Consider the following 21,425-nt stretch of genomic DNA (forward strand, 5'->3'; position numbering starts at 1 on the left):
AACAACATGTCTTTTGGTGAATCTGTACTTATAGATACTGAACAAGCGTCAGTGATAGATAAAATGTGTCGTAGCGTATTTTTACGCTGCTTAGATAAATTACCCCTCGGTGCATTAACCATTTTAGAAAATGGACATAAAGTGGCCCAATTTGGTCTTCCGGATGACACGCTACAGGCAAACGTGAACATTCTGTCTATCAAAGCCTACCGCCAGTTGTTACTAGGCGGCAGCGTGGGAGCGGGTGAAGCATTTATGGATGGGCTTTGGGACAGCGACGATGTCACTGCTGTGGTTCAAATTTTCGCGCGTAATTTACCCACCCTCGATAAATGGGAAAACAAATTCAAGTGGCTTTCTATGCCACTGTTAAAGTTACAGCACTTCACCAATCGCAACACGCAGTCACAAGCGAAAAAGAACATTGAAGCTCACTATGATTTGGGCAATAAACTTTACACCCGTTTTTTAGACCCCACCATGATGTATTCATCGGCAATTTATCCTGACCCCACGGCGAGCCTTCATGAAGCGCAAAACAATAAGCTCAAAACCATTTGCGATAAGTTGAAATTAACCGAGCACGACCACCTACTAGAAATAGGTACAGGCTGGGGCGGCCTTGCCGTATTTGCCGCCAAACATTATGGGTGTAAGGTGACCACTACGACCATATCGGAAGAGCAACATGCATGGGCTCAGCAGTGGATTGAAAAAGAACAGCTAACGTCGAATATAACCTTATTGAAAAAAGACTACCGCCTACTCGAAGGTAAGTTCGATAAGTTAGTGTCCATTGAAATGATTGAAGCCGTAGGCAAAGACTACTTGGGTAATTTCTTTGAGAAATGTTCGTCACTGCTTAAAGATAACGGTTTAATGTTATTGCAGTCGATTACTATTGATGACAGACGTTACGACAGCTATGCCAATAGTGTCGATTTTATACAGAAATACATATTCCCAGGTGGCTTTTTGCCTTCACAATATCAATTAAATGCCCACCTTAAACGCCACACAAACATGATGATTCGCGACTTGCACGATATAGGGTTAGATTATGCCTACACGCTGAATCATTGGTACCAGGCATTTATTTCGGCAAAAGACGCCCTATTGAAAGACGGGTACGATGAACGGTTTGTTAGAATGTGGACCTACTATTTAAAATACTGCGAAGGGGGGTTCTTAGAGCGCACCATAAGTACAGTGCAATTAGTGATTGCTAAACCTCACCATCGCGACATGTTACATCGCTAATCCAGATAGGTGAATGCCAAAGCCTCTATCGGTGAGAGACAAACGGTTATTCGTCCACCACCGATATAGGTTTAGATAACATGGGTTTGCCCTGATTAATATTAATTTCCACACGGCGATTTCGTGCTCTATCAAGGGGCGAAGTTGCATCAGGAACAATAGGCTGGGTGTCCGCCTTACCCACAACAGACATTCGGCTTTCGTCAAAACCTGAGACAACCCTCATGGTTTCTGCCACCGCAACCGCTCGCTGAGATGACAAATCCCAATTCGAGCGATATAGCTCGTTGGCAATATGCTGGCCATCACTGTGGCCCGAAATTTCTATTTCCCCAGGCACATCAGCAAGCAACTCACCAATTTTTCGCACAATAGGCTTAAATTGTGGCTGCAAGAATGCTGAACCTGCCGAAAATGATCCGTTTTCGCGGATACGAATAGTGATTTGTTGCCCCAAAGACTCCATTTCGATTGAGCCATCGAGTATTTGTTTTTCCAACTGCTGAGCAATCTTCTTCATCAGCTCAGCGGTTTCATTTTGTTCCGCCGCTTGCTCTGCGGAGGAAGACTGATCGGTTGCCGTTTGCTGCGACTGCCCCCCTCGCTGTTCACCCCGTTGCTTTTGGCGCCCGCCAGCAGAGTCTTCATCACCAGCTTGGAATTCTAGCATTTGCTGGGTCATATCAATGGTTTGCTGCTGAATGGTATCTATGGGTGATGGATCAGGCTTGCCCGGTCTAAATTCCATAGCAATAACACTGGTGCCCTTGGGAATATCTTTAACTTCTATTTTATTTTGCACACCAAAGGCAAACTTCATCGAACCGGCGATTTGTTTAAACTTAAGCACATCCATCTCTGAGAACGACAACAAAAGTACAAAAAAGCACATTAGAAGAGACATAAGGTCAGCAAAGGTGCCCATCCAGGCGGGCAGCCCTTCCGGCGGGCATTTGGGGCACTCTTGCTCAGCCATTACTCGTCCTCAGTTCCTGTATTGCGTTTACTCGCCGCTAGGTAGTTCTTGAGCATACCTTCAATAACTCGAGGGTTCTGTCCATCAGCAATGCCTACGATGCCATCGAGTACCAGCATTTGGTTAAGTTTTTCTTCTTGAGCACGGTTGTTAAGCTTTACTGACATGGGCAAACAAATGATGTTCGCCATAAAGGCACCGTAAAGTGTGGTTAACAAAGCAACTGCCATTGCTGGGCCAATAGATTTTGGGTCATCCATGTTCGATAGCATGGCGACCAAACCAATGAGTGTACCTATCATTCCCATTGCCGGGGCAACATCGCCCATCCCCTTAAAGATGGTCGCACCAAATTCGTGTCGGTCTGTGGTCATGCTAATGTCTTTCGCCAGTGTATCTCGCACGACTTCGATGTCGTGTCCGTCCACCAGCATATCAACGCCTTTTTGCATAAAAGGGTTGTCAATCTCGGCTTCCTCAAGCGCCAGAAAGCCCCCTTTTCTTGCGGCGTCGGCCATCTCAACAATTTTTTCAATCAACTCTTCTGGGGAGTCAATCTTAAACATGAATGCTTTACCGGCAATTTTACCTGCGCCGAAAAATTGCCCCATGGTGTATTGAGATAAAATTACGAACAATGTGCCGCCAAAAACAATCAAAATTGAAGGGACATTGACGAACATACTTATGCTGCCGCCCATTACCATGGCCATTACCACGAAACCTATGGCGCCCAACATACCTATGACGGTTGCTAAATCCACTCACTCTTCCTCATTTGTTGCTTTTATAGCTGACGCATAACGACTATGGCTATTCTATCGGCATGTTCAAAAAATTCTATAATAAGAATATCTTAAAATCCGAAATTTTGTTTTTTTAGATAGTAGAACCTTTTCACCCATCTCGCACCTAATTGCTGAGCTTCTTTATATCGTCATTAGGATAGAGTTTTCATTTGACCCTTTGGCAACCCTCAGTTAATGTGCGCGTAATCCGAATAATCACCGCATATCGAGTACTATCGTGACAGAAAAGAAAGATTCTCCCTCATTTGAAGAAACATTAAGTGAACTGGACGCCATTGTATCAGAAATGGAAAACGGTGATTTACCGCTAGAGGTTGCACTAGGAAAGTTTGAGCGAGGCGTTGCCCTGTCACGTTTGGGCCAGCAATCATTAGAACAAGCTGAGCAAAAAGTGAAGATCCTTGTTAATGAGCAAGGCGAAAATCAGCTTCACACTCTGCCAGAAAACGAGCAGCCCTAACGTTACTCGCTTATCTTAATACAGGAACCCTATGAACTTTACTGCATTGCATCAGCAAATTAAGCTGCAAACTGATGCCGCATTAGTCACGCTCATTGATGCGCTACCCAATCATGCTCCTCGCCTGAAGGCCGCTATGCACCATTCCCTTCTTGCGGGGGGTAAGCGCATGCGCCCCTTGTTGGTTCAACTAGTGGGAAATGCGCTGGATGTGCCCAAGAAAGACCAAATGGCGATTAGCATGGCCATCGAGTGCGTACACGCGTATTCACTGGTTCACGATGATTTGCCAGCCATGGACGACGATGATTTACGTCGGGGGCAGCCGACTTGCCATATCGCCTTTGATGAGGCCACCGCTATTTTGGCCGGTGACGCACTGCAAGCACTAGCATTCAGCCATTTAGCCGATACACCATTGAGCGATTTCGCGCATAGCCGCCGTGCTAATCTATTGTCAGTGTTAGCCCAAGCCGCTGGGTATATGGGCATGTGCGGTGGCCAAGCCATCGACTTAGCCAGTACAGGCAAAAGCATAGATTTAACCCAGCTACGTGAACTCCACAAATTGAAAACGGGCGCATTGCTTCAGGCATGCGTTGAAATGACCTGCCTAGTCGCAAGCGATCTTGACGACCACACCAAAGATAGCTTGCTAAGCTATGCCAGACTTATTGGCCTCGCTTTTCAGGTGCAGGATGATATTCTTGATGTCGAAGGCAGCAGTGAACAACTTGGCAAACCTGCGGGTTCTGATATCGCCTTAGGTAAAAATACCTTTCCGGCAAAGCTCGGGTTGGACGGTGCCAAAGCGGAACTAGGCAAGCTGCACGAGAATGCACTTCAAGCCTTAGCCAGTTTGCCCTACAATACAGACAGTTTAATTGCATTTAGCGAGCTGTTGGTTAATAGAAACCACTAGTTCTGCCTCCATGTTGAAAAAAGATAATAAATAATGAGTTTAGATCTCCAACATTACCCCACGCTTGCACTTGCGCAGACGCCGGAAAAACTACGCCAACTACCGCAAGAAAAATTGCGTCTGTTGGCCGACGAATTACGTGAGTACTTACTTAATAGCGTAAGTCAGACCAGTGGACATTTCGCCTCTGGTTTAGGCACGGTAGAACTGACGGTTGCACTGCATTACATCTACCATACTCCCTTCGACCGATTAATTTGGGATGTGGGTCACCAAGCCTACCCCCATAAAATACTCACCGGCCGTGCCGAGCAAATGTCGACTATCCGCCAAAAAGATGGGCTTCATCCCTTTCCTTGGCCGCCAGAAAGCGATTACGACACCTTTGCAGTGGGGCATTCTTCTACCTCAATAAGTGCAGCTCTAGGCATGGCAGTAGCGGCGGAAAAAGAAGGGCAAAACAGAAAGGTGGTCGCCGTTATTGGCGATGGAGCCATGACCGCTGGTATGGCATTTGAAGCACTTAATCACGCTGGCGATATCAAAAAAGACATGGTTGTGGTTTTAAATGACAACGAAATGTCTATTTCCGAAAACGTAGGGGCGCTAAACAGCCACTTAGCACGGTTACTAACGGGGAATTTATTTAACTCTATTCGCGACGGCGGTAAAAAACTGCTCAGCAATGTGCCCCCCATTAAAGAGTTTGCTAGCCGAGCGGAAGAACACATTAAGGGCATGGTGGTACCAGGCACTATTTTTGAAGAGTTAGGGTTTAATTATATTGGTCCTATTGACGGACATGATGTTAACGGCGTAGTCGATACCCTTCGCAATATGCGAAAATTCGAAGGGCCGCAGCTTCTTCATGTAGTGACCAAAAAAGGGAAAGGTTACCCGTCTGCCGAAAAAGACCCAATCAAATTCCATGCTGTCCCTAAATTTAACCCTGCTGATAATGCGCTACCTAAGTCGAAGCCATCGTCACCGACGTTTTCAACAATATTTGGGCAATGGCTTTGCGATATGGCCGCACAAGACCCTAAACTCATGGCCGTGACACCGGCCATGCGGGAAGGCTCAGGTATGGTGGCGTTTTCTCAACAATACCCCGAGCAATACTTTGATGTAGCGATTGCTGAGCAACACGCAGTGACCTTCGCTGCAGGTTTAGCCAGAGACGGCCTAAATCCTGTTGTAGCGATTTACTCTACCTTTTTACAACGGGCTTACGACCAGCTTATTCATGATGTTGCGCTGCAAGACCTTCCCGTGCTTTTCGCCATTGACAGAGCCGGTATTGTGGGCGCCGACGGCCCTACTCACCAAGGCGCGTTTGATATTGCGTTTCTTCGCTGTATACCGAACATGATCATCATGACGCCGGCTGACGAAAACGAATGTCGACAAATGTTATACACCGGCCACAAGCTGCAAAAACCAGCTGCAGTGCGCTACCCTCGCGGTGCTGGTATGGGTATTGAGCCAGAAACATCGATGACCGCCATGGCGCTAGGGAAGTCACGTGTTTGTTACCAAGCTACAAATGACGCTGGCAAAAAAATCGCCATATTAAACTTTGGTACTTTGCTTCCTTACGCGTTGGAAGCTGCCAAAGCTGCTAATGCAACAGTGATCGATATGCGCTTTGTAAAGCCACTCGACGACGAAGCAGTTGTACAAGCAGCACACGCGCACGATGTACTTATTACCCTAGAAGACGGCTGTATAGCTGGTGGCGCAGGCAGCGCTGTAAATGAGTGCTTGCAGCAACAAGGCATACTCAAGCCACTTCGTATGCTTGGTCTACCGGATAGTTTTATACTGCAAGGCACACAAGAGGAAATGTACAAAGAGCATGGATTAGATGCCGCTGGCATATCCGCGGTGATTGATTCGCTAAAAGGGTAAGCTCAACGCTCACCCTATTAAATACATCGGCAAACAAAAAGGCCGCAACAGAACCTGTTGCGGCCTTTTCTATGTCTGGCAGGTGCTTAACGCCATACGCTAAGTTAGCCTATGACATTAAAAGATGAGCAATACCGCAGGCCATAAATGAATAACTAAATGCATACAGACACACGTCATTATCCCGGCGATAATATCGTCTAACATGATACCTGTTCCCCCATGCATACGTTTATCTACCACGCCAATTGGCCAAGGTTTTAAGATATCGAACAAACGGAACAACAAGAAACCGATGAGTAAAGTCGGCGCGGTGATGGGCACAAAAAGAAAGCTAATAAACATACCTGCTACTTCGTCCCATACAATAGAGCCATGGTCATGCACTTGCATGTCGTCAGCGGTTTTACCACAGAGATAAATACCCACTACGCTGGCAACCAAGGTAAAGGTGATAAATAACGCAACAGGTAAATTGGCACTGAAATAAATAAGTGGGACGGCAGCAAGAGACCCAAAGGTACCTGGCATAAACGGCACAAGGCCACTACCAAAACCCAGTGCTAAAAAGTGCACTGGATTTCTCATGCTGACTCTAGCGCGATATTCTTTTTGCATTAGAAATTGTGCTCATAGCCTTTGTCACGTTTTGGCGTGTAAGGTTTCTCGCCCTTAAACAAAGACAAGTTACTCGAATGGCCTGATAGCTGCCCAATGCAGGTAGCTTTAACGTTGGTGCTGGCCAAAGAGGTTTCTAAATTGCCTTTCTGTTCTTCACTGACGGTAAAGATAAGTTCGTAATCATCACCTGCACTTAAGGCATACTCTATCGCCGTATCGTTATCTACAGCACTGGTGATAGCACGTGACAAAGGAAGTCTGTCCACATGAATATTGGCCCCGCAGCCAGACGCGGTCAGAATATGATTGAGATCGGAAAGTAACCCATCTGAAATATCAATACACGATGTGGCAATACGGCGCAAAGCAGTGCCTACGGCGACACGCGGTGTTGGGAAGTAATGACGATTAATCAGCACATCTCGCGCTTCGCCCTTCACTTCTAACGTGTTTTGCAAAATATCCAACCCTGCGCCTGCGTCGCCTAACGTGCCTGTCACGTAAACCCAGTCTCCGGGGTTCGCGCCACTGCGGGTTAACTCAGACCCTGGAGGAATGAACCCTTGGGCCGTAATGGTCATCGACATGGGGCCTTTCACAGTGTCGCCACCAATAAGCTGTACAGAATAATACTGCGTTAGCTCGTACAGCCCATCGACGAACTCCGCTAACCAGTCTTCTTTCACTTCGGGTAATGAAAGCGACAAACTGATCCATGCGGGCTCTGCCCCCATAGCCGCTAAATCACTTAAGTTAACGGCGACGGTTTTATACGCCACCGATTTAGCAGGTGCATCAGATAAGAAATGTACGCCACCGACGAGGGTGTCAGTGGTCACGGCGAGTTGTTGATTTTCTGGCACCTTGGTTACGGCACAGTCATCACCAATGCCAATGATCACATCTTTGCGTTTGTAGCCGCCATTAGAAAAATAGCGGCCGATTAGGTCAAATTCTTTCACGGTAATGGGTAAAGCCCTTTGGTGACAGTGGCTGTCACTGGCACACGATTAATTGCGTTCGTCTTTACGTAAAGTGCGAACCGCTTTATCTAATGCGCCATTAATAAACTTATGACTCTCTTCGGCACCAAATGCCTTAGCAAGTTCAATGGCTTCATTAATAATAACGCGATACGGTACATCCATACGCTCTGTCAGTTCCAGCGTAGCAATGCGTAAAATAGCCTTTTCAATGGCATCAAGCTCTTCAGGTAAACGACCTAAATACGGCTTAATGGTTGTGTCTAAATGGCTTGCATTGTGAGCGACACCACGAAGCAATGCCTGAAAATAGGCCATATCCACTTTTTGCATATCATTGCTTGTGGCTAAAGCTAACTCTACTTGCTGAATGTCGTTATGACTCATTTGCCATGAATATACACCCTGAAGGGCAAGTTCACGGGCTTTACGACGAGCTGAAACTTTCACGTATTTTTTACCTTAAAGCTTTTCAACAGCATCAATAACGTTAACCATTTCAAGTGCACCAAGGGCAGCTTCTGCGCCTTTGTTACCTGCTTTGGTTCCAGAACGTTCGATAGCCTGTTCAATAGAATCTGTAGTGATAACGCCGAATGAAACCGGTACACCATACTCTAGCGATACTTGTGCTAGGCCCTTGTTGCACTCACCGGCAACAAAGTCAAAATGAGGCGTGCCGCCACGAATTACTGCACCTAATGCAATAATGGCATCAAAAGATTTTTTCTCAGCAAGTTTCTTGGCAACAATAGGCAGCTCATAGGCACCGGGAACACGAACCACTGTGATATCGTCTTCATTCACTTCACCATGACGGTCTAGTGTGTCTAACGCGCCTTCTAATAAACTTTCAACTACGAAGCTATTAAAGCGAGCAACAACAATGGCAATTTTCTTACCCGTTGCTCTGATGTTACCTTCAACTACTTGCATGATTTTATTCCTCGAGAAAAACGGCGCGAAGTATACCACAACCGCGCCCAAACTAAATCGATTGTTTCCTTAACTTCAACTATTCGTAAACGGGTACTTTCGCACTCGCGCTAGTCGTGTACGTACTCAACCACTTCAAGGCCGTAGCCTGACAATGCATGGTACTTAATGGGTTTACTGAGTAAGCGCATCTTTTGAACGCCCATAGAGACGAGAATTTGGCTTCCCACCCCAATGGTGCGAGAAGACCCCTGCCAATCGGCACCGGCTGGACGTTCCCCTCGGTCTTCAGCGGCAAAGCGGCGTACCTGATGTTCAATATGCTCTTCTTTACCTAATAGCACCAATACCCCGCCCTCTTCTGCAATCTTACGCATGCCATCAGCCAAAGTCATCGAGCGATGAATACCACGGGTAGAGCCAAGTAGATCACTAAACGTATTGTGAAGATGTACGCGCACTAATGTAGGGTTGTCTTCCGTCACTTCACCATTTTTGAGGGCAAAGTGTAATTGGTTGTCAATGCTGTCTTTAAATGTATGCAGTTCGAAATCACCATATTCTGTGGGTAAGTGACACTGCGCCACTTTTTCGATAGTGGTTTCATTTAAATTTCTGTACTCAATTAAATCCGCGATGGTACCGATCTTAAGATCGTGTTTTTCCGCAAACTTTTCAAGCTCAGGGCGACGTGCCATTGAACCATCTTCATTGAGAATTTCTACGATGACACCAGCAGGCTCTAACCCTGCTAAACGGGGTAAGTCTACGCCAGCTTCGGTATGACCGGCGCGGTTTAAAACCCCGCCTTCTTTCGCAATCAGTGGAAAGATATGCCCAGGTTGAACAATATCAGACGCTTTGGCTTCCTTAGCCACCGCCGCTTTAATGGTAACTGCGCGATCTGCCGCCGAAATTCCCGTGGTCACACCCGTAGCAGCTTCAATAGAGACGGTAAAGTTAGTTGAAAACTGCGCTTCATTTTTATCTACCATTAGCGGTAGATTTAACCGTCTACAACGATCTTCGGTCATAGGGAGGCATACTAAGCCGCGAGCATGGGTAACCATAAAATTAATGGCCTCTGGCGTAACGTGCTCAGCGGCCATGATGAGATCGCCTTCGTTCTCACGATCTTCATCATCCATCAGGATCACCATTTTGCCCTGACGAATATCTTCGATTATTTCTTGTGTGGTGTTAAATGCCATAGTGTGTGCTTCTTGTAGGGTTATCTCTTTAAAAATCCATTTTCTGCTAAAAACGCCATATCAATACCTTTGGTATCGGTAGACGCTGCGCTGTCGCCCATCATTAAGCGTTCTAGGTATCGCGCAATTACATCAACTTCTAAATTGACCCGCGTGCCCACTTTATAGGTACTCATGATGGTTTCTTGTAATGTGTGTGGGATTATCCACAGCATGAATTCTGCGCCACTCACTTCATTCACGGTCAGGCTTATACCATCAACCGTGATACTGCCTTTGTGCGCAATGTATTTTGCTAATGATGTTGGTGCTTTTACCCAAAATTCAATGTAATCGGTGTGTTTAATTATCTTGCTAATTTCGCCAACACCGTCCACGTGACCAGACACAATGTGCCCACCTAGTCTATCGGTAGGACGCATGGCCTTTTCTAAATTCACTTTGGACCCAGTGCCATAGTGAGCAAACCCGGTCAGCTTTATCGTTTCGGCTGAAACATCAGCGCAATAGTAGTCGGCTCCCATCTCGGTTACCGTTAAACACACGCCATTGGTGGCTATGCTGTCACCTAGCGAGACATCAGACATATCTAAGGTCGGGGAAGACACGGTAAGTCGAATGTCGTTACCACGGTTATCTAACTTGGTAATGGTGCCTAGGGATTCGATAATTCCAGTAAACATAGTGTTCCTCGCGGCGCTATAACGCGCTGTTGTTCACGCGATAACGCAATTTTAAATCTTCACCAACGTGACGGGACTCCAGTAAAGTCAGCGAAACAGCTTGGTCAATTGCGGTAAATGGGGGCAAAGATACCATACTTCTTGCTTGGTCACCCAGCAGCATAGGTGCTTGATAACAAATAAACTCATCTACCTCGCCAGCCTCAAATAATGCACCACTCAGCCCTGGTCCTGCCTCTACCCATACCTCATTGAACTGCATAGCGCCTAGTTGCAACATTAGGTGATTGAGATCAACCTTATTGTTTTTTGCGTTAACTTTAAGGTAATGCCCTTGCTTGGTATCTGCATGGTGTAAGGTAGAGGCTACGTATGTAGGGAACCCATCGTTGAAGCATTGGTAATGGCTGGCTAACCGAGACTGGCCATCCACAACAACACGCACAGGCTGGCGAAGTGTATCAAGGGGATAGGCTGAGAGTTTAGCTTCACTTGGACGCACCAATAAACTGGGGTTGTCGGCCTCTACCGTGCCTGAGCCAGTTAATACTGCACAGCTTTGTGCGCGGTATTTATGTACATCCTGGCGTGCTTCTGGCCCTGTAATCCATTGACTCACCCCGTTTTTTAACGCGATTTTACCGTCTAAGCTAATACCTTGCTTCACACGTACATAAGGTTTGCCGGTTAGCATCCGCTTTACAAACCCTGGGTTTAACGCACCGGCCTCGGCAGACATTACATCAGAAGTGACTTCAATTCCGGCGTTTTGAAGTTTGCGGATCCCGTTGCCACTCACATTTGGGTTTGGATCAGTCATAGCAATTACCACACGCTTTACCTGAGCATGGATTAGCGCTTCGGCACAGGGGGGCGTTCTACCGAAATGACTACATGGTTCCAATGTCACGTATGCCGTCGCCCCTTTAGCAAGGTCACCTGCTTGTTTTAGGGCATGAACTTCAGCATGAGGTGTTCCCGCTTTGAGATGGGCACCTTCACCCACACAGTGATTGTCTGGTGAGACAATGACGCATCCCACTCTCGGGTTGGGTGACGTAGTGTATAAACCACGTTGGGCAAGACGAATGGCTTTTGCCATCCAATAGTAATCTTGATTGATTGTAGAAGTGTCCACGGCTTATCCTGTGGTTAATCTCCTAGTCTGGCAATTTCCTCACCAAATTCTCGGATATCTTCAAACGAGCGATAAACAGAGGCGAATCTCACGTAAGCCACTTTATCCAGCTCTTTTAACGCTTTCATTATTAAGTTTCCGAGTAGCTCACTGGCCACTTCTCGCTCTCCGGTCGCTCTAAGTTGAGATTTTAATGAAAGCACACATTGCTCAACTTTTTCCGTGCTAACCGGGCGTTTTTCTAGTGCGCGCTGTAACCCCGCACGTAACTTATCTTCGTTGAAAGGTTCGCGTGAACCATCACGCTTAATCACGCGAGGCATCACTAATTCAGCACTTTCAAACGTGGTAAAACGTTCGTGACAAACAACACATTCACGGCGTCTGCGCACTTGCTGCCCCTCAGCAACTAAGCGAGAATCAATCACTTTTGTTTCTTGCTCTGAGCAAAAAGGACAAAACATAACACTTCCTAAAACAACCGCGCACCCACCTATTGAGGTCGATGCGCTTTACCCCTTATTATGCGTAAACAGGGAATTTTTCGCAAAGTGCAACCACTTCGCTTTGCACCCGTTCAATCACCGCGTCATCACCCATATTATCAAGAATATCGCAAATCCAAGTCGCGACTTGCTTCGCTTGCTCTTCTTTGAAACCACGACGAGTAATGGCCGGGCTTCCGATACGCAAACCACTGGTGACGAATGGAGAGCGTGGGTCATTAGGTACAGAGTTTTTGTTTACTGTAATGTTGGCTGAACCTAGTGCCGCATCGGCATCTTTACCCGTAATGTCTTTATCGATAAGATCGAGTAAAAACAAGTGGTTGTCTGTGCCGCCAGACACAATTTTGTAGCCGCGTGCCTGCATAACCGCAACCATCGCTTTTGCGTTTGCCACCACTTGCTTTTGGTATTCTTTAAACTCTGGCTGAAGCGCTTCTTTGAATGCGACCGCTTTCGCAGCAATAACATGGCAAAGTGGACCACCTTGGTTACCTGGGAATACAGAGCTATTTAATTTTTTATAAATTGCTTCGTCGCCACATGAAGAAAGGATTAAACCGCTTCGTGGGCCAGCCAATGTTTTATGGGTAGTTGTCGTTACTACATGCGCGTGAGGCAGTGGGTTTGGATAAACGCCAGCGGCCACAAGACCCGCCACGTGTGCCATATCAACAAGAAGGTATGCGCCTACGCTATCTGCAATTTCACGGAATTTAGCCCAGTCGACAATACCTGAATAGGCAGAGAAACCACCAATAATCATTTTAGGCTTGTGCTCTTTTGCTAGCGCTTCTACTTGTGCGTAGTCAATTTCGCCAGTGTCTTTGTTTAAACCGTATTGTACCGCGTTGTAGGTTTTACCAGAAAAATTGACGTGTGAACCATGAGTAAGGTGTCCACCTTCAGAAAGGCTCATGCCCAGCACTGTGTCACCCGCATCGAGTAGCGCCATGAAAACGGCTGAGTTAGCTTGTGAACCAGCATGGGGCTGAACATTCGCGTAATCTGCGCCAAACAAGGCTTTAGCACGATCGATTGCCAGTTGCTCTACAACATCAACATGTTCACAACCACCATAATAACGCTTACCCGGGTAACCTTCCGCGTATTTGTTTGTAAGCTGAGAACCCTGTGCTTCCATAACACGTGGGCTACAGTAATTTTCTGAAGCAATAAGCTCAATGTGATGTTCTTGACGTTCAACCTCGTTGGCCATTGCATTGGCTAACTCTGGGTCGAAATCGGCGATATTCATTTCGCGAGAAAACATGGGGGCTCCTTAACTGCGGTAGTAAATTGGCACGCTAAATTAGGCATGAGTGTTTGCTAATTTGGTGCCATATTCTAGTCATTTTCAATCGCTTGTATACCGCTTTGTGTGCAAAATGTAGCAAATGACGTAGGTTTAACGTAATACGGGCGTTACAGTGTCATCAGACCTGTTTTTCTAAAGCCTTTACACGGTCAAATAGGCTGCCGATTTTTTGTAGACGCACTGCGTTTTTACGCCATTCTCGATTCGTCTGCGCTGGCTGCCCTGATGAGTAGACGCCGGGCTCGGTAATATCTTGTACAATCATAGTGTAACCGGTTATTTGCACGTTATCGCAAATGGTAATGTGCCCGTTCACTCCCACGCCACCACCAATGATCACATGCTTCCCAATATGACAACTGCCTGCGATACCCGTTGCACCGCAGATACATGAATGGTCGCCAATAATACAATTGTGAGCAATCTGTACTTGATTATCTACAATCACGTTGTTACCCAACACCGTGTCTTCCATTGCGCCGCGATCAATAGTGCTACTTGCCCCTATTTGGCAATCGTCGCCAATAATGACCGACCCTGTTTGCGGAATTGGCAGCCACACACCTTTATCATTGGCGTACCCAAAACCAGAGGCGCCAATAACCGTTTGACTATGAATAGTCACACGTTTACCAATATGCACGTCATGATAAACCGTCACATTAGGGTATATGATACTGCCCTCGCCAATTCGAGCCCCTTTGCGTACTACGGTATTGGCCCCTATGGTGACACGATCGCCAATGACCACGTTCTCTTCAATAATGACATTGTGACCAAGCGACACATCACTACCAAGGTTAGCGGAAGGCGCCACTAGGGCGGAATCAGCGATGCCTACTGCCACCTGCGGAGAGGTATCGAACAGTTGCGCTATACGTGCGAAGGCAGCATGAGGATTGGCTACCACTAAGGCCGCCACCGGTGAATCTGCCTTCATTTTTTCATGCAGGATAACCGCGCCAGCTTGGGTTTCTTTAAGCTGCGCTTTATATTTGGGATTAGTGAGAAATGAGATTTGATGTGATTGCGCCCCTGCTAAGGTGCCCACGGAGGAAATGACAATATCCCCGTTCCCCTGCACTTCTCCACCTACGTGATTCGCCAGCTCTGAAAGGCTATAGGTTATTTTCTTCATTGCGGTCATCCTAACAATACCTACAAGTTTAATACTGCGTATGCTAACTAAGTTTACCTTAATTCTAAAAGGCGACCGACTGAATATTATGACTTTTGGCCTCAACTGCACAAAATACCATCATCTGCGCCCCTGGTTGGCGTTAGACGCTGGTACAGGCTATCCTGTTGCACGTATAATAACGCATCATTTTTAGGCAAGGACACAGCATGTCTCAATACGTTTACAGTATGCATCGGGTAGGAAAAATTGTTCCCCCGAATCGTCAGATTTTAAAAGATATCTCTCTTAGCTTTTTCCCGGGCGCAAAAATAGGCGTACTCGGTCTGAATGGCGCAGGTAAGTCTACATTACTTCGCATTATGGCCGGCTTAGATACCGACATTGAAGGTGAAGCTCGACCGCAGCCTGGATTGAAAATTGGTTACCTTCCGCAGGAACCTCAATTAGATGAAAGTAAAGATGTACGTGGCAATATTGAAGAAGCCGTGGCAGACGTTAAGCACGCTCTCGTGCGCCTAGATGAAGTGTATGCCGCTTACGCTGATGCCGACGCCGATTTTGACGCCCTTGCAAAAGAGCAAGGTGAGCTTGAAGCCATCATACAGGCAAAAGACGGTCACAACCTTGAAAACGCGCTAGAGCGCGCTGCCGACGCCCTCCGCCTTCCGCCTTGGGATGCCGATGTGAACAAGCTTTCTGGGGGTGAACGTCGTCGTGTGGCACTTTGTCGTTTATTATTAGAAAAGCCTGAAATGCTTTTATTGGATGAACCCACTAACCACTTGGATGCAGAATCAGTCGCGTGGCTAGAGCGTTTCTTACACGATTACGAGGGGACTGTGGTCGCCATTACCCACGATAGATACTTCCTCGATAATGTGGCTGGTTGGATCCTAGAACTGGATCGCGGTGAAGGTATTCCTTGGGAAGGTAACTACTCTTCGTGGTTAGAGCAGAAAGAGAAACGCTTAGAACAAGAAGAACGTACAGAAAGTGCTCGTCAAAAGAGTATGAAGCAAGAACTTGAATGGGTTCGCTCTAATCCAAAAGGTCGCCATGCTAAAAGCAAAGCGCGTATGGCTCGCTTCGAAGAAATGGCCACCAGTGATTATCAAAAACGAAATGAAACCAATGAGCTATTCATTCCACCGGGTGAACGCTTGGGCGACAAAGTAATAGAGGTTGAGGGGCTTAAAAAGTCTTATGGCGAACGTTTATTAATTGATGATTTAACCTTTAAAGTGCCCAAGGGAGCTATTGTCGGAATTGTTGGACCTAACGGTGCAGGTAAATCTACGCTCTTTAGAATGCTAACGGGCTCAGAACAACCTGATTCTGGTGCAATTAACATTGGTGAGTCGGTGCAAATCGCTAGCGTTGAGCAGTTCCGCGATCACATGAATGAAAATAATACCGTTTGGAAAGAGATTTCTGACGACCAAGATATTATTCGCATTGGCAACTTTGAAATTAACAGTCGTGCATACTGCAGTCGCTTTAACTTTAAAGGTAACAGTCAGCAGAAGTTTATTAAAGATTTGTCGGGGGGTGAACGTAATCGTGTGCACTTGGCAAAGCTACTTAAAGCAGGCGGCAACGTGTTACTGCTGGATGAGCCCACTAACGACCTTGATGTAGAAACATTACGAGCGCTTGAAAACGCGCTGTTAGAATTTCCAGGCTGCGCCATGGTAATTTCCCATGACCGTTGGTTCTTAGACCGTGTGGCCACGCACATCATGGATTACAGAGACGAAGGTAAAATTAACTTCTTCGAAGGTAACTATGCCGACTATGAGAGCTGGCTGAAAGCCGAGTACGGCCAGGATGTGGTAGAGCCCCATCGTTTGAAATATAAAAAAATGGCGAAGTAACCTGCCAAGCGCCTACATAGTAAATCGCCAAGAGCCAACATTCAGCCCCTTTCAGTCAGGGGCTTTTTTATTTGTCAATTCATCAGTTAACATTAAAAACTCATAAAGACAGTTGCCATAAAAAGGCATTTCACTAATACTGAACGGACGATGTACTAATGAGTTAAGTCATGGTCGACAAACGCCGGTTTACGCGAATAGAATTAAATGTACCTGGTACGCTGTCTCATGAAGACAGCCAGATCGCAGTGTCAATAAGTGATGTATCTCTCACGGGTATTCGAATTCTCGCCCCTGAAAGCGCGTTAAGCCATCTCCCCTTTGATAGCCATATTCCCTATACTGCAAAATTCCAAGCCAATGAAGATAGCCCTATTATCACCTTACACATAGAGCAACTTTATCGCCAAAATGATGAAAGAAAAGACTCAGTGTCGTTAGGGTGTAAAGTGGCCAAAATGGATGTGGATAGTGTTAGCGCACTTCGCCGTTTAATTACACTCAACAGCGAAGATGCTCACATAGATGAAAAAGACTTAAACGCGCTTATCGATGCCGTTTATTCTAAAGCTTCAAGTGCATCAGACAACTGAGACACTGGCACCACTTTCATCCCACCAATGGCCTGCTTAGGCGCGTTGGCTTTAGGTACAATAGCGCGCTTAAAACCGTGCTTTGCCGCTTCAATTATCCGTTCATTGCCGTTGGGCACTGGCCTAATTTCTCCTGCTAGGCCCACCTCGCCGAACACAATCAAGTCTTTCGGTAATGGGCGATTTCGAAAGCTTGACACCATCGCCAATAGCAAGGCTAAATCTGCGCTGGTTTCAGTGACTTTCACGCCGCCAACGACGTTAACAAAAACATCCTGATCGTTCATTTGCACATTACCATGCCTATGTAGCACGGCGAGTAACATAGAAAGACGATTTTGATCTAGCCCCACCGCGATACGACGAGGGTTAGACATTTGCGAATAATCAACCAATGCCTGAATCTCAACAAGAAGTGGGCGCGTCCCCTCCCATATTACCATGACGCTGGACCCTGGCGTTTCTTTGTCGCCACGGCTTAGGAAAATAGCTGACGGATTATTGACTTCCTTCAGCCCACTTTCTGTCATCGCAAACACGCCTAATTCGTTAACCGCACCAAACCGGTTTTTATGGCTTCGTAAGGTGCGATACCGCCCATCACTTTCCCCTTCAAGCATCATAGAACTGTCGATGCAGTGCTCGAGTACCTTGGGCCCCGCGAGGTTACCGTCCTTAGTGACGTGGCCTACAATAAACATGGAAATATGCTGCTGTTTAGCAAAACGGGTAAGGTATGCCGCGCTCTCACGCACCTGTGACACACTGCCAGGGGCAGATTGCACATCGGACACATGCATCACCTGAATAGAATCGATAACCATAATCTTAGGCTTTTTCGTTAGCGCTAAATCACAAATGGTCTCGACGTTGGTTTCTGCCAACATCATGAGCTTGTCATCGGGAAGATGTAAGCGTCTAGCCCGCATGGCGACCTGCTGTAATGATTCTTCACCCGTGACATACAGTGCGGGCGCCATTTTTGCCATTTGACACATAACTTGAAGCAACAGCGTACTTTTACCTGCCCCTGGTGAGCCCCCTATCAACATGGCCGCGCCAGGTACAATCCCGCCCCCTAACACCCGGTCTAACTCTTTGAATCCAGCACTAAATCGTGGAAGCGATTCAAGGTCGATAGCGTTTAAGGTTTCAATTTTGGCCGCTGTTTGTCCGGCATATCCCGACAAGGTGGGCTTCGACGACGCTTTCGCGCTGCTCACCACAAATTCACTGATGGTATTCCATTCTTTGCACTCAGAGCATTGACCTTGCCAACGTGGAAACTCTGCACCACAATCAGAGCACACATATGCAGTTTTTCGTTTTGCCATATTCCAGTTTAATCCACGACATAAAAAGGGTATTCTATCATTATAATAATCGTCTAAGTAACTCGTCTAAAGCACCGCTTTTAATCTTCCTAAGCCAGTTATCTATAACGCGCTTTCATGCTTAAACTGGCAGAAGTTAATGTGTTGCAAGACGCTGCCGATACAAAAGGCGTCTTTGTCAAAAAAGAATAACAAAAGTTGCGCATACATGAATCAGGATTTACAACAGTACGCTGACATTATTGAACAGCTGAAACCCATGGTAAATGAACCCGAATTTAATCGGGTACTCATGCAAGTGGGTGCGAACATTCCAAAGGAAAAACGCTTCTTAATTAAAATGGAAGTTAAGCGTTTGGCGAAGCCGTGCATGCGCTCAATTGACTTACGCGGGTTAGTCGATGGCAAATGCAAACTGTACGAGCATGATGGTCGAAAGCATTACATGGACGACGTGGCCATTGAGAAATTTGAGGAACAAATTCGCGTATTCGGCAGCTATACCTTTGGCGTATACGAAGCCGTACAAAATACTGAAAACAATTTCCGTGTGCTGCGCGAAAAAGCGGAAAAGCGGGAATTGTCTGGTGGTTCCGCGGCCGAAAAGAAAAAAGCGAGTATATTAGAGCAGTTCAAAGTGCCTATCGTGAACTTGCTCGACTATCGTCAGCGTAATACAGAGCGCATGAATTTTGCCGTGGCAGTTGAGCTTTTTAACGAAAGTAACCAGTCTATTCGCGGGCTGAGTGTCGATATTTCGTTAGAAGGTTTGCAGGTAAAGCTAGATAAAGAAAGTTTGTTTAAAAAGAATGAACGAGTATCGGTTTACTTCCGTGGTTTAGAAACAGAATTTGCCATGGACAAGAAAAATGGCATTGCTTACAAGCTTGTAAAAATAACCCGAAAAAACGATCTCATCTATCTTGCCTTACAGCGTGATACTGCAAATCCAAATACCGCTTTCGATAAATTCCTAGAAAGCTTTATTCATGGTAATAAGCGACGCTACAAAGTGAATATGGCGAATACCATTGAGGCCATCACGAGCAAGACCTGTGAGCAGTATTTCTCCCCGAGAAGCCCCACCTTGCCGGTGTATATTGACGAAATAAAAGGTCAGTTAATTCCGCGCTTTGCCATGGTTAACGAAGTTAACCGAGAAACCGTCAGTTATTGGCAGGACGAAGAAGACGAATGCCGTATTGGCTTTTTACTCAGTAAGCCCAGGTTACAGTTATTACTGAAAAAGCCTGAAGCTACCCGCGAGATTTTTATATATAGTTTTACGCACTTACAAAACGAAAAGGTTTATTTCTACTCTGCAGCCTACGAAGAACTCGAGAAAAAAGATGTTCTTAAAGATGTATTTTTAGGGTTTGGATCGAAAAAAGCGAGTTGGCGTGTATTTAAAGTCACGCTGACCGACATGTCGCCAGAGCAAGCACATGTCCCCACATCTATCCCCGATTCTGTAGGCACAAAGATTAAACGGCAGAACACCCCACCCGCGCCACGACTAATGGCGAAGCTACAGCACCTAAAGTACTTGGCTCATGTCACAGATGTGACCTCTGTGATAGGCCAACAGGCGTACAACAGCTTTACCTTTAACAAAGACAATTTGTCACATTTGCGTACGTTTGGGCACGCGAGAAACAAACCGCCTGCACCCATTTCGCTCTCTAGATTCAAGTATGAAGAACAGCGGCTAGAATCACGTTATCGATTACGCTCACAAATTGAGTTAACGATACCTGAGGACAACAGTGTGCATGTGGGTGTCAGCGAAGATATTTCTGTACACGGCTTGGGGCTAAGAATAGAGCTCAATAAGGGCTATTCAGGTGAACTAGAAGGGCAAGTGGAAGTGGCCTTCCCACGATTGCAAGAAATCACCAAATCGTTTGATGTGATGCACCTTCGATATTTAGTGGTTTACCACAATGTTGAAAAGAACATCTTGCACTTAAAAGCCATGCCCGGAGAACAAGGTAAAAGTGCCCGCGCCTTTTTCGAAGAATTGATTAAGAAGAACAAGCACAGCCTGCAAGAGGATGACGGCGAAGAGGAGATCCCAGGAATGGGGCAAGCGCTTCGCGTTATCAACGCTCGCAACCCTACCTCATTGTCCTTCTTAATGAGCAAAGAAGGGCCTAGGTATACCCCTGAAGCTGGCATCATTGGCCGGCAAGATGAACGAGTATCGCTTCTTTCTACTCATTACGCAGAAAGCCGACAGGTCAATTTGGAATATTTGTTTAGAGACCGTAAGCTAGACAGCCCCTTTATGCAAAGTGGGATTAAGCAGGTTAAGCTAGAAAATATGCCTTTGAGGCAAGAGCTGTTTGTCTCTTTCGATCCTACGCAAAAAGATCAGCGTTTAGCGATAATCCCTCGTTACTCTCACCGCTTCGAAAATAACGGTCAACGCAAGGCTTTCATAGACGATGCCATGGCACGCGGCCAATTTATTGCCATTCACGTGATGCTAACCACCACGGGTAAACCCGACTTATCCATGCTTCAAACTGAAATAAGCTATGTGAGTGTGTACGCGATCCACCGAGCGAAAGAGTTAGAGCAAAAGCTGTGGAGTATAGCCGCCTGTTCACACCTTATTGATGTCACCGATGAAGTACTTATTCGTTATGGGTTTGACCAAGAAGCGATAAAACGAAATCGTGATAGTAGTACAGAAAAAGCGGTGGTAAAAACAAGTATTCAGGCGCTACTCAACGCCTAAACACTT

20 protein-coding genes are annotated in these 21,425 nt (G+C 46.3%); 7 read left to right on the forward strand and 13 right to left on the reverse strand.

Translation table 11 applies throughout. The features are described 5' to 3' along the window. Window positions 1-6 precede the first annotated feature (6 nt). Window positions 7-1,260 (forward strand): SAM-dependent methyltransferase, encoded by a 1,254-nt coding sequence (locus EP13_RS12205; protein WP_044057529.1) that lies wholly within the window; start codon window positions 7-9, stop codon window positions 1,258-1,260. A gap of 46 nt (window positions 1,261-1,306) precedes the next feature. Here EP13_RS12205 and EP13_RS12210 read toward each other — a convergent pair whose 3' ends face one another. Together EP13_RS12210 and pomA are read right to left on the reverse strand one after the other, a co-directional pair. Next, window positions 1,307-2,236, reverse strand: coding sequence for a flagellar motor protein MotB (locus EP13_RS12210; protein WP_044057530.1), 930 nt, complete (start codon window positions 2,234-2,236; stop codon window positions 1,307-1,309). Beyond that, complete coding sequence (gene pomA / locus EP13_RS12215) at window positions 2,236-3,000, reverse strand: flagellar motor protein PomA (protein WP_044057531.1); 765 nt, start codon at window positions 2,998-3,000, stop codon at window positions 2,236-2,238. Before pomA ends, EP13_RS12210 begins: the two co-directional genes overlap by 1 nt. 262 nt (window positions 3,001-3,262) lie before the next feature. Here pomA and EP13_RS12220 point away from each other — a divergent pair, with 262 nt between their 5' ends. The 3 genes from EP13_RS12220 to dxs are packed head-to-tail and all read left to right on the forward strand — an operon-like array spanning window position 3,263 to window position 6,338. After that, a complete protein-coding gene (locus EP13_RS12220; RefSeq protein WP_044057532.1) occupies window positions 3,263-3,505 on the forward strand; it encodes an exodeoxyribonuclease VII small subunit in 243 nt (80 codons plus the stop codon). Between the two features lie 31 nt (window positions 3,506-3,536). Then, window positions 3,537-4,427, forward strand: a complete 891-nt coding sequence (locus EP13_RS12225) for a farnesyl diphosphate synthase (RefSeq protein WP_044057533.1) — start codon at window positions 3,537-3,539, stop codon at window positions 4,425-4,427. Window positions 4,428-4,460: 33 nt separating this feature from the next. After that, a complete protein-coding gene (gene dxs, locus EP13_RS12230; protein ID WP_044057534.1) occupies window positions 4,461-6,338 on the forward strand; it encodes a 1-deoxy-D-xylulose-5-phosphate synthase in 1,878 nt (625 codons plus the stop codon). Between the two features lie 117 nt (window positions 6,339-6,455). On the opposite strand, the gene EP13_RS12235 is transcribed toward dxs, so the two are convergent. The 10 genes from EP13_RS12235 to lpxD form a co-directional block, all read right to left on the reverse strand. Then, window positions 6,456-6,956 carry a phosphatidylglycerophosphatase A family protein gene (locus EP13_RS12235; protein ID WP_044057535.1) on the reverse strand — a complete coding sequence of 167 codons (501 nt, stop codon included), beginning with the start codon at window positions 6,954-6,956 and terminating at the stop codon, window positions 6,456-6,458. After that, window positions 6,956-7,921, reverse strand: a complete 966-nt coding sequence (gene thiL / locus EP13_RS12240) for a thiamine-phosphate kinase (protein ID WP_044057536.1) — start codon at window positions 7,919-7,921, stop codon at window positions 6,956-6,958. The genes EP13_RS12235 and thiL overlap by 1 nt, the downstream gene beginning before the upstream one ends. Window positions 7,922-7,969: 48 nt before the next feature. Further along, the gene (gene nusB / locus EP13_RS12245; protein WP_044057537.1) at window positions 7,970-8,392 is read right to left on the reverse strand and encodes a transcription antitermination factor NusB; all 423 of its coding nucleotides are present in this window, start codon (window positions 8,390-8,392) and stop codon (window positions 7,970-7,972) included. Between the two features lie 12 nt (window positions 8,393-8,404). Beyond that, complete coding sequence (gene ribH, locus EP13_RS12250) at window positions 8,405-8,878, reverse strand: 6,7-dimethyl-8-ribityllumazine synthase (protein WP_013783365.1); 474 nt, start codon at window positions 8,876-8,878, stop codon at window positions 8,405-8,407. Window positions 8,879-8,988: 110 nt separating this feature from the next. After that, window positions 8,989-10,089, reverse strand: coding sequence for a bifunctional 3,4-dihydroxy-2-butanone-4-phosphate synthase/GTP cyclohydrolase II (gene ribBA / locus EP13_RS12255; protein ID WP_044057538.1), 1,101 nt, complete (start codon window positions 10,087-10,089; stop codon window positions 8,989-8,991). Window positions 10,090-10,109: 20 nt separating this feature from the next. Beyond that, window positions 10,110-10,772, reverse strand: a complete 663-nt coding sequence (locus EP13_RS12260) for a riboflavin synthase (RefSeq protein WP_044057539.1) — start codon at window positions 10,770-10,772, stop codon at window positions 10,110-10,112. 16 nt (window positions 10,773-10,788) lie between these two features. Next, a complete protein-coding gene (gene ribD, locus EP13_RS12265; RefSeq protein ID WP_044057540.1) occupies window positions 10,789-11,910 on the reverse strand; it encodes a bifunctional diaminohydroxyphosphoribosylaminopyrimidine deaminase/5-amino-6-(5-phosphoribosylamino)uracil reductase RibD in 1,122 nt (373 codons plus the stop codon). Window positions 11,911-11,924: 14 nt separating this feature from the next. Beyond that, window positions 11,925-12,374: a transcriptional regulator NrdR gene (gene nrdR, locus EP13_RS12270; RefSeq protein WP_044057541.1), complete on the reverse strand. Its 450-nt coding sequence runs from the start codon at window positions 12,372-12,374 to the stop codon at window positions 11,925-11,927. A 58-nt stretch (window positions 12,375-12,432) separates the two neighbouring features. After that, window positions 12,433-13,689: a serine hydroxymethyltransferase gene (glyA, locus tag EP13_RS12275; protein WP_044057542.1), complete on the reverse strand. Its 1,257-nt coding sequence runs from the start codon at window positions 13,687-13,689 to the stop codon at window positions 12,433-12,435. A 163-nt stretch (window positions 13,690-13,852) separates the two neighbouring features. Then, window positions 13,853-14,881: a UDP-3-O-(3-hydroxymyristoyl)glucosamine N-acyltransferase gene (gene lpxD / locus EP13_RS12280; protein WP_044057543.1), complete on the reverse strand. Its 1,029-nt coding sequence runs from the start codon at window positions 14,879-14,881 to the stop codon at window positions 13,853-13,855. Between the two features lie 200 nt (window positions 14,882-15,081). On the opposite strand from lpxD, the gene ettA reads away from it, so the two are divergent. Beyond that, window positions 15,082-16,749 (forward strand): energy-dependent translational throttle protein EttA, encoded by a 1,668-nt coding sequence (gene ettA / locus EP13_RS12285; protein ID WP_044057544.1) that lies wholly within the window; start codon window positions 15,082-15,084, stop codon window positions 16,747-16,749. 170 nt (window positions 16,750-16,919) lie between these two features. Beyond that, the gene (locus EP13_RS12290; protein ID WP_044057545.1) at window positions 16,920-17,342 is read left to right on the forward strand and encodes a PilZ domain-containing protein; all 423 of its coding nucleotides are present in this window, start codon (window positions 16,920-16,922) and stop codon (window positions 17,340-17,342) included. Here the strand turns inward: EP13_RS12290 and radA are convergent. Continuing rightward, entirely contained in the window at window positions 17,309-18,676 is a 1,368-nt protein-coding gene (gene radA, locus EP13_RS12295) for a DNA repair protein RadA (protein ID WP_044057546.1), read from the reverse strand. The two genes, EP13_RS12290 and radA, sit on opposite strands and share 34 nt — an antisense overlap. A 208-nt stretch (window positions 18,677-18,884) precedes the next feature. Here radA and EP13_RS12300 point away from each other — a divergent pair, with 208 nt between their 5' ends. Beyond that, window positions 18,885-21,419 carry a PilZ domain-containing protein gene (locus EP13_RS12300; RefSeq protein WP_044057547.1) on the forward strand — a complete coding sequence of 845 codons (2,535 nt, stop codon included), beginning with the start codon at window positions 18,885-18,887 and terminating at the stop codon, window positions 21,417-21,419. The last annotated feature ends 6 nt before the right edge of the window (window positions 21,420-21,425 follow it).

Origin of the sequence: Alteromonas australica, assembly GCF_000730385.1 — a bacterium.
Lineage (GTDB): Bacteria > Pseudomonadota > Gammaproteobacteria > Enterobacterales > Alteromonadaceae > Alteromonas > Alteromonas australica.

What these genes read in the sequence shown, in the direction of transcription:
- EP13_RS12205 (WP_044057529.1), top strand. Translation starts at nt 7, where the DNA reads ATGTCTTTTGGTGAATCTGTACTTATAGATACTGAACAAGCGTCAGTG.
- EP13_RS12210 (WP_044057530.1), bottom strand. Translation starts at nt 2,236, where the DNA reads ATGGCTGAGCAAGAGTGCCCCAAATGCCCGCCGGAAGGGCTGCCCGCC.
- EP13_RS12225 (WP_044057533.1), top strand. Translation starts at nt 3,537, where the DNA reads ATGAACTTTACTGCATTGCATCAGCAAATTAAGCTGCAAACTGATGCC.
- dxs (WP_044057534.1), top strand. Translation starts at nt 4,461, where the DNA reads ATGAGTTTAGATCTCCAACATTACCCCACGCTTGCACTTGCGCAGACG.
- EP13_RS12235 (WP_044057535.1), bottom strand. Translation starts at nt 6,956, where the DNA reads ATGCAAAAAGAATATCGCGCTAGAGTCAGCATGAGAAATCCAGTGCAC.
- ribH (WP_013783365.1), bottom strand. Translation starts at nt 8,878, where the DNA reads ATGCAAGTAGTTGAAGGTAACATCAGAGCAACGGGTAAGAAAATTGCC.
- ribBA (WP_044057538.1), bottom strand. Translation starts at nt 10,089, where the DNA reads ATGGCATTTAACACCACACAAGAAATAATCGAAGATATTCGTCAGGGC.
- EP13_RS12260 (WP_044057539.1), bottom strand. Translation starts at nt 10,772, where the DNA reads ATGTTTACTGGAATTATCGAATCCCTAGGCACCATTACCAAGTTAGAT.
- nrdR (WP_044057541.1), bottom strand. Translation starts at nt 12,374, where the DNA reads ATGTTTTGTCCTTTTTGCTCAGAGCAAGAAACAAAAGTGATTGATTCT.
- glyA (WP_044057542.1), bottom strand. Translation starts at nt 13,689, where the DNA reads ATGTTTTCTCGCGAAATGAATATCGCCGATTTCGACCCAGAGTTAGCC.
- lpxD (WP_044057543.1), bottom strand. Translation starts at nt 14,881, where the DNA reads ATGACCGCAATGAAGAAAATAACCTATAGCCTTTCAGAGCTGGCGAAT.
- ettA (WP_044057544.1), top strand. Translation starts at nt 15,082, where the DNA reads ATGTCTCAATACGTTTACAGTATGCATCGGGTAGGAAAAATTGTTCCC.
- EP13_RS12290 (WP_044057545.1), top strand. Translation starts at nt 16,920, where the DNA reads ATGGTCGACAAACGCCGGTTTACGCGAATAGAATTAAATGTACCTGGT.
- radA (WP_044057546.1), bottom strand. Translation starts at nt 18,676, where the DNA reads ATGGCAAAACGAAAAACTGCATATGTGTGCTCTGATTGTGGTGCAGAG.
- EP13_RS12300 (WP_044057547.1), top strand. Translation starts at nt 18,885, where the DNA reads ATGAATCAGGATTTACAACAGTACGCTGACATTATTGAACAGCTGAAA.